The 8,450-nt window shown below is 59.4% G+C and carries 2 protein-coding genes, 3 tRNA genes and 2 rRNA genes (1 of these 7 cut by a window edge); 6 read left to right on the top strand and 1 reads right to left on the bottom strand.

The window, feature by feature from the left end:
- The 6 genes from XM1_RS21190 to XM1_RS23665 all read left to right on the top strand — a co-directional run.
- Positions 1 to 36: transfer RNA gene (locus tag XM1_RS21190), tRNA-Ile, on the top strand (it extends 41 nt beyond the left edge of the window).
- Between the two features lie 40 nt (positions 37 to 76).
- A tRNA-Ala gene (locus tag XM1_RS21185) sits at positions 77 to 152 on the top strand.
- 242 nt (positions 153 to 394) lie between these two features.
- A 23S ribosomal RNA gene (locus tag XM1_RS21180) occupies positions 395 to 3,136 on the top strand.
- 87 nt (positions 3,137 to 3,223) lie between these two features.
- A 5S ribosomal RNA gene (gene rrf, locus XM1_RS21175) occupies positions 3,224 to 3,338 on the top strand.
- 98 nt (positions 3,339 to 3,436) lie between these two features.
- A tRNA-Met gene (locus XM1_RS21170) sits at positions 3,437 to 3,513 on the top strand.
- A gap of 321 nt (positions 3,514 to 3,834) precedes the next feature.
- Positions 3,835 to 4,786 (top strand): IS630 family transposase gene (locus XM1_RS23665; protein ID WP_156428594.1). Its coding sequence is split into 2 segments (ribosomal slippage): positions 3,835 to 4,172 and positions 4,171 to 4,786, totalling 954 coding nucleotides; the frame shifts between segments, so codons are not numbered across the junction.
- On the opposite strand, the gene XM1_RS21160 is transcribed toward XM1_RS23665, so the two are convergent.
- The gene (locus XM1_RS21160) at positions 4,758 to 8,414 is read right to left on the bottom strand and encodes a hypothetical protein (RefSeq protein ID WP_068436994.1); all 3,657 of its coding nucleotides are present in this window, start codon (positions 8,412 to 8,414) and stop codon (positions 4,758 to 4,760) included. The genes XM1_RS23665 and XM1_RS21160 overlap by 29 nt on opposite strands.
- Positions 8,415 to 8,450 lie beyond the last annotated feature (36 nt).

Here is an 8,450-nt window from a genome sequence, read left to right as displayed (position 1 = left end):
GTGGGGTCGTAAGTTCAAATCTTACCGGGCCCACCATCCGATCCGTCTGATGCGCCTTCCGAGCCAAATCCCAAAAGGGGCCATAGCTCAGTTGGGAGAGCGCGTGCTTTGCAAGCATGAGGTCGTCGGTTCGATCCCGTCTGGCTCCACCATTACCTTGGTGTCGAGCTTAGGGAATTCATTCGAGGTTGTCTCAGATACGCCGGAAGCCGATCTTCTGGCCTGGCCGAACCCTTTACGGGTTTCGCCTGCTCTATCTCATCGTGAATAGGTTTTTCTGATCTGGCGTGCGCCGGATGCTGCTAGTCAAGGCAGCGTGAAAGCGCACACTGAATTAGTATCTTCGCTGAACATCAAGTGTTTCATGCGTCGGGCTTGTCCCTGCGTATGGAGCGATCAAGCGTCAAAAGGGCATTTCGTGGATGCCTTGGCACTGAGAGGCGATGAAGGACGTGGCACTCTGCGAAAAGCCACGGGGAGCCGAGAGCAGGCTTTGATCCGTGGATATCCGAATGGGGAAACCCCACCGTAAGGTGATCCCACACTGAATACATAGGTGTGGGAGGCGAACCGGGCGAACTGAAACATCTAAGTAGCCCGAGGAAAGGACATCAACCGAGACTCCGCTAGTAGTGGCGAGCGAACGCGGACCAGCCCAGTGATGTTGTGTACATAATCTGAACCGTCTGGAAAGTCGGGCCATAGAGCGTGATAGCCGCTTAAGAGTAAACCGCACAGCATCCTCGAGTAAGGCGGGACACGTGAAATCCTGTCTGAACATGGGGGGACCACCCTCCAAGGCTAAGTACTCCTCAGTGACCGATAGCGAACTAGTACCGTGAGGGAAAGGTGAAAAGCACCCCGACAAGGGGAGTGAAATAGTACCTGAAACGGAATGCCTACAAGCAGTCGGAGCCCCCTTGAGGGGTGACGGCGTACCTTTTGTATAATGGGTCAGCGAGTTAGTGTATGCAGCAAGCTTAAGCCGGTAGGCGTAGGCGCAGCGAAAGCGAGTCTGAATAGGGCGACGAGTTGCATGCATTAGACCCGAAACCGGGTGATCTAGCCATGGGCAGGTTGAAGGTGGGGTAACACCCACTGGAGGACCGAACTCACGTCTGTTGAAAAAGACGGAGATGACCTGTGGTTAGGGGTGAAAGGCCAATCAAACTCGGAAATAGCTGGTTCTCCGCGAAAGCTATTTAGGTAGCGCCTCGGACGAATACCTACGGGGGTAGAGCACTGGATGGGCTAGGGGGTCCCAAAGACCTACCAAACCTAACCAAACTCCGAATACCGTAGAGTACTATCCGGGAGACAGACGGTGGGTGCTAAGGTCCATCGTCAAAAGGGAAACAGCCCAGACCGCCAGCTAAGGTCCCCAAGTCATGGCTAAGTGGGAAAGGATGTAAGACGGCCAAAACAACCAGGAGGTTGGCTTAGAAGCAGCCATCCTTTAAAGAAAGCGTAATAGCTCACTGGTCTAATAGCTGTCTCGCGCCGAAAATGTACCGGGGCTCAAGCCATGCACCGAAGCTGCGGGTGTGCAGCAATGCACGCGGTAGCGGAGCGTTCCGTAAGCCTGCGAAGGCGTCATCGTGAGAGGCGCTGGAGGTATCGGAAGTGAGAATGCTGACATGAGTAGCGACAAACAGTGTGAGAAACACTGTCGCCGAAAGTCCAAGGGTTCCTGCGCAAGGCTAATCCGCGCAGGGTAAGCCGGCCCCTAAGGCGAGGGCGAAAGCCGTAGTCGATGGGAACCACGTTAATATTCGTGGGCCTGCTGGAAGTGACGGCCTCCGTGTATCGTATCCTCTTATCGGATTGAGGGTGCGGTGAAGGGGGTCCAGGAAATAACTCCAGCGTATAGACCGTACCCTAAACCGACACAGGTGGACTGGTAGAGTATACCAAGGCGCTTGAGAGAACGATGTTGAAGGAACTAGGCAAATTGACCCCGTAACTTCGGGATAAGGGGTACCTCTCTTTGCGCAAGCAGAGGGGGGTGGCACAGACCAGGGGGTGGCGACTGTTTACTAAAAACACAGGGCTCTGCGAAGTCGAAAGACGACGTATAGGGTCTGACGCCTGCCCGGTGCCGGAAGGTTAAAAGGAGGGGTGCAAGCTCTGAATTGAAGCCCCGGTAAACGGCGGCCGTAACTATAACGGTCCTAAGGTAGCGAAATTCCTTGTCGGGTAAGTTCCGACCTGCACGAATGGCGTAACGACTTCCCCGCTGTCTCCAACATCGACTCAGCGAAATTGAATTCTCCGTGAAGATGCGGAGTACCCGTGGCTAGACGGAAAGACCCCGTGCACCTTTACTACAGCTTTGCAGTGGTACTAGGATGTGGATGTGTAGGATAGGTGGGAGCCTATGAAGCACTGGCGCCAGCCGGTGTGGAGGCAACCTTGAAATACCACCCTTCTGCTTCCTGGTATCTAACCGCGCCCCGTGAACCCGGGGCCGGGACCCTGCATGGCGGGTAGTTTGACTGGGGCGGTCGCCTCCCAAAGAGTAACGGAGGCGCGCGATGGTGGGCTCAGGCTGGTCGGAAATCAGCTGTCGAGTGCAATGGCATAAGCCCGCCTGACTGCGAGACAAACAAGTCGAGCAGAGACGAAAGTCGGTCATAGTGATCCGGTGGTCCCGCGTGGAAGGGCCATCGCTCAACGGATAAAAGGTACGCCGGGGATAACAGGCTGATCTCCCCCAAGAGTCCACATCGACGGGGAGGTTTGGCACCTCGATGTCGGCTCATCACATCCTGGGGCTGGAGCAGGTCCCAAGGGTTCGGCTGTTCGCCGATTAAAGTGGTACGTGAGCTGGGTTTAGAACGTCGTGAGACAGTTCGGTCCCTATCTACCATGGGTGTTGGAAACTTGAGAGGACCTGTCCCTAGTACGAGAGGACCGGGATGGACGCACCTCTAGTGTACCGGTTGTCGCGCCAGCGGCATCGCCGGGTAGCCATGTGCGGACGAGATAACCGCTGAATGCATCTAAGCGGGAAGCTCCCCTCAAAACTAGGTTTCCCTATCAGAGCCGTGGAAGACCACCACGTTGATAGGCAGCATGTGGAAGCGTGGTAACACGTGAAGCTAAGCTGTACTAATCGCTCGATCGGCTTGATCGCCCATGCGTAGCGGCAAGCCCGACACAAGAAACACTTGAAACGTGCACAGGTACTAATCCCAGATCAGATCTTCGTTTCCTTCGACGACCAGGTGGTCATAGCGAGGGCCCTCCACCCGATCCCATCCCGAACTCGGACGTGAAACCCCTCTGCGCCGATGGTACTGTGTCTTAAGGCACGGGAGAGTAGGACGCTGCCTGGTCTTCCAAGGAAACGAACAAAACCTAACACGATGAATACACCGGCCCCATAAAGGCCGGTGTAAACGTTTTACGGCCAGTCCATCGGCCAACACCTTGCCGCGGGGTGGAGCAGCCCGGTAGCTCGTCAGGCTCATAACCTGAAGGTCGCAGGTTCAAATCCTGCCCCCGCAACCAAATACAAAACGCCGCCAGATCACACATCTGGCGGCGTTTCGCTTTTCTGGCCACAGACCGTCCGCCAGGAGCGGGTAAGCATGGGGTAAGCGCAACGGTGCAAGCTCCCACACGCTTGGACTATTCAAAACGCTCGTTGCGATCCTCAAGATCGCGCCGCCAGCTCTCGGCGGTTGCCCGAAGCCCGATCGCCATTCTGCGGGCCCAATCGGCCACCTCAGGGGAGGGATGGGTGAATAGAGCGGTTCGCGATCTAACGGAATCGCAGGGGATTCACAGGCGCGGCTAATCGTGATTCACTTCCTGTGGAGGTGGCCCACGATGACTCGACCTTTATCCGTAGATCTGCGCGACCGTGTTGCGCGATATGTTCTGGCTGGCCATTCGCGCCGACAGGCGGCCAGTGTCTTCAATATCTCGGTGAGCTCGGCGGTACGCTATGTGGCGCAATATCTGTCGAGTGGGACGGTGGCGCCAAAGCGGCAAGGCGGTGATCGGCGCAGTAAATTGGGCGACCATCGGGCCTATGTGCTGCTGCGTGTTAAGCAGGTTCCGGATATCTCGCTGGCCGATTTAACCAAAGAACTGGCCGAGCGGGGCGTTCAAATCCATCTTTCCAACCTTGCCCGGTTTCTCCGGGCACAGGGGCTGACCTATAAAAAAAACTTTGGTCGCGTCCGAGCAGATGAGGCCGGACGTCCGGTTGCTGCGCGAGGAGTGGATTAAAGGCCGCCAACCGCTGATGCGGCGTCAGGCCCATCGCCTGGTGTTCCTCGACGAGACCGGAACCAATACCAAAATGACCCGTCTGCGGGGCCGCTCACCCAAAGGGGCGCGGTTGAAAGCCGCTGTGCCCTTCGGACATTGGAAGACGGAAACATTCATCGCCGGGCTGCGTCATGATGGCTTGGTGGCGCCCTTTGTCATCAATTGCCCGATGAACCGGAAGATGTTCGAGGCCTATATCGAGACCCAACTGGCCCCAACCCTGGAGCCGGGCGACGTCGTGATCCTCGACAATCTCTCAGCTCACAAAAGTCCTCGGGCAGAACGGATCATCCAAGATCGTGGTGCCTTCATGCTGTTCTTGCCGCCGTATTCCCCCGACCTCAATCCCATCGAAATGGCCTTCTCGAAGCTCAAGGCACACCTCAGAAAAACGGCTGCCAGGACCATTCAGGACCTATGGGACGCCATCGGCCGAATCTGCGATCTCTACGAACCTCAAGAGTGCCGAAATTTCTTCAAGGCTGCCGGATATGAACCAGTGTGATCGCGAATTGCTCTAGTGCTTCAATCCCCTTGGCGCGGGCATCATGGGTCGCTACGAGTTCATTCAGCATTCCGGTCGAAGGACCGAGATTGTCGGCCATGGCGGCCAGCACCGGCCCGCGCTCCGACATGCCGTCGATCAGGTGCAGCATGACAGGGGCTGGGGCATGGTCCTTGTCAAAAAGCCGCACAAGACCGGCGACCAGAGGATATCGTTCCGTGGGGTCGATATTCGCCCAAGACAGGAGGGTTTTGTCGGGAACCCGGTTCAGTGGGGTATCCTCGTCCGCATCGTAATCCCAGAGCAGACGCTCTCCATAGCGATTCTGGCTCAGCAACAGAGTATCGAGAACGACATGGGGCTGGGTCTCGAGAAGGGCGCCGATCAGGTGGGGATAATCGAAGCGGCCGATCTTGAATTCGGCCGCAGCTTGGGCGATGGTCCGGGCCAGGGCCGCCGCGCTGTCCGTCCCATTGGAGCCGGCAAGGCATCCGCTGACGATACGAGACAGGGCATGATCACAATCCCGGTCGCGGTTCTTCTCGATCCGCCATTCGAGAATGAATTTGCGCCCGAAGGCCTTCAGGGCTTCCGAGGGGGGAGATTGGGAGTCATCAACGAGGAACAACAATTGATCGGCGGCGGCCTCCGGACCACCATCCGGTAGGGCAGAGATTGCCTCGATCAGTTGGATGAGCAGATGGTTGGTTTCGTCCCTGCCATCGGATTTCAGGACAAGGTTACGGAATCGCCAGGCGGGAATAGCGCCGCTCTTCACCGTCGCGATCACCCGGCGCAGTCCTGCCGGGGCAAAGCCGACAATGTTCTGAAGATAGGGAAGGCCGATGGACAGTTCCGGGGTGGCGGCCATCTGATCCATGAACTGGTCGGTCAGTTCGGGGCGGTTCTCCGCCAGGCCGGCAAGGTAACCACCCAGAAGGCCGAAATTCCGTTGATCGGGCGGCAAGGCGGCAAGGGCCGAAACCATGTCGTGCCAAGCGGGCTCGGCAGCTTTGGTGGCTCGCGCCAATCCCCGTCCCAGATGAAATGGGTTGCCTTCCTTGGCGGCGAGGAGGTGGGGCAGCACGTGTTTAAAAGCTTTGCCGTCCCCCGCCAACTCTGCGCCCAATTGTTCGATTAGCAGCCAAAGACGGTCCCAGGGGCGTTGGTCGCCTTCCCGTTCCTCCGCGTCGATGATGGTCCAGGTGGAGGAAAGCCCATAGGCGAGAACCCGTTCTTCCAGCGTGTGCGGGGCCAGATCATCAGCCAACTGCTGGAGGCGGGACATGTCGCCACCCTTTTCCTCCTGATACCGCAATACCTTCTGGGTGGCGAGCCAGCCTTCGGCCCAGAATTCCTGTGCCGACAGTCGGCGGCATAGGGGCTCCAGCAAGTCCGGGATTCCCCATTTCAACCGCCACAGGCCTCGGAAATGCCTGGCCAGCGCAGAACGGCACCAATCGGCCTGCCCGCCGGCGGCTACGGCTTCCAGGCGTGCGAAGGCTTCCGCGTACCAGCCGCGAATGGCGTCATCGTTCGGAGGGCGCCACCCCCAACAGCGCGAGTGGCCGCCGAATTCCAGATGATACGGAATGTCGAAATTTCCCGCTTTCAGCATGGCATCCAAGGCCTGCCTCGCAGAGGCTTCCTGGGAGGGATCGGCCAGCAACTGGTCAAGGACCCGAAGCCGCTGATCCAAATCGGCCATGGTGCCGGAGTAGTTGACCTGGAACAGCAGTTTCAATGCGCGGAGGGCGGCATTCTTATCGTCGGGTTTGACGGACAGGAAGCGGGCCAGGGCAAGGGCTGCCTGTTCGAACATGTGCGGCTCATAGGCGAGCGCCGACAGCACTCGAATGGCATCGTCCCGTTGCCAGTTGTCCGCCTGCAGCAGACGACCCGCCTCCGGCGAGGCCAGGGCGCGCTGGATCATGGTCAGAACCTGATCGGCCGCCACTGGGGCGAGCAGGCGAACCAGCTTCCAATCTTCCCCATCCATGGCCAGGGCATCCCCCAGCCAACCACCGGGCGCCAACCATCCGGCGACGATGCTCTTGGCCTCGTCGCTCTTGTGCAGGAAGCTCAGACGGCGGACGAAGGAGGTCCGCAGGCGCGGATGGTTGATCAGGGTCGGGACGACCTGCTTAAGGCTGGTGTTCTCCAGGGCCCACACTGCCAGGCGGTTGGCCAGGACGTGAGGCAGCACGGCGCGCCAATCACCACGCTTCTGCACCAGCCGGCGGCGCAGCAGCGTGGCGACGTAGCGGTAAAGATCCTCCACATCCATGCGCGCCAGGCCGGCCAGGATCGGCAATTCGGCATCCGCCTCGTCCCGCTTTTCCACGTCGAAGGAATAGACCAGGGAGCAGATTTCCGCAGCCCTCTGCATGGGGGCGTTCTGGTCCGCTTGATCGCGTTGCCAGAACAGGCGCTTGAATAACTCGCTATCCTTCAAGGTCGATAGCGAGTCCCCAGGGGCAGCGTCAGCCATGGCCAGGGCCAGACGGGAATTATTTCCGGCCAACTCGGTGATGCGGCGACGATCCAATTGCGACAGCAGGGGGTAACGGGCTGCCAGCAGGCGCTCGATCACCTCGGGCGAGGCGGTGTCCAGACGGAAGACCTCCGTTCCCTCGGAATCTCCGTCGCTAATGTCGTATTCGACGGTCAGCAGGCTGATGTGGCCACCGGCACCGCGCACTTGGTCCGCGAGGGATTTGTGGGTGGTGGGAGGGCAATTGTCGATCACCAGCACTATCGGCCGGTCCTGGGCTGCAAGGCGGGGAATGATCTCTTGCGGGGCGGGATTGGGCGAGTCGCCGAGATCGGTGTAAACAGCGAGATCCTCGGCCAGTGGATCGTCCCCGATGCTCCGGTCGAACAGGGCTTCGGCCAGCCGCGTCTTGCCCGTACCCGACAGGCCGATCAGTCGTACGACCCCTTTGGGCCGGCGTAGAATGCTCCGCAGCCGGGCGATACCGGTCTCCGCGTCAAGGGGATGGTCCGAGCGGCGGCTATCGGTGATGAGTGCCTTGTCGTCCTTCAGAAAGACTTCGGTCTTCCCGGCAGCCGGATGGGACCAGTTGCCCCAGGGCTTCCAGCAGCTCAGGGGCTGGCCGAGCACTTGGCGGACCCATAGGGCAACGCCGGGATGATCGTTCACCCATCCGGCCACGCGGGGCCCGTCGTAGAAATCGAGAACCGGCGCCTTGACGTCGCCCATGGCGGCCTTCATGGCGTCGATGCGTTCGCCAAGGTCGCTGTCCGTGGCGGAGGCCTTGCCGCTGACGATGACATAGGCGCCTTCGGCTTCGCCCAAGGCCTGGACGGATGGATAGAGCTTGCCCTTGAGGTGCATGGCATTGGCGACCTTGCCGGCGGTGATGTTGGTCCGCTTGGCCTGGAAGCCGGTCTTGGGCCTTGGAATGAAGTCGAGGGCGGGTGCGCCGTCCGCCAGGGTGACCCGCCCGTCGATGCCGCCATCGGGGGTATCCTGGTCGCCGCCAAAGGTGAGCGCCGATAGCGGCAACCCATGGCGGCGCAGTTCGGCCGCGCACAGGCGCCGGATCAGCTCCCGCAGCTGCGTATCATCCAGGGCGGCGATGTGGGTGGCGTCGATGTCGAACAATGCGGGGCTCATTCAGCAATTGCGGGAGTCATCATG

The sequence above is a fragment of the Magnetospirillum sp. XM-1 genome, assembly GCF_001511835.1.
GTDB lineage: Bacteria > Pseudomonadota > Alphaproteobacteria > Rhodospirillales > Magnetospirillaceae > Phaeospirillum.
Note: the sequence above shows the minus strand (reverse complement) of the source record. Positions and strands in the feature narration are given on the sequence as shown.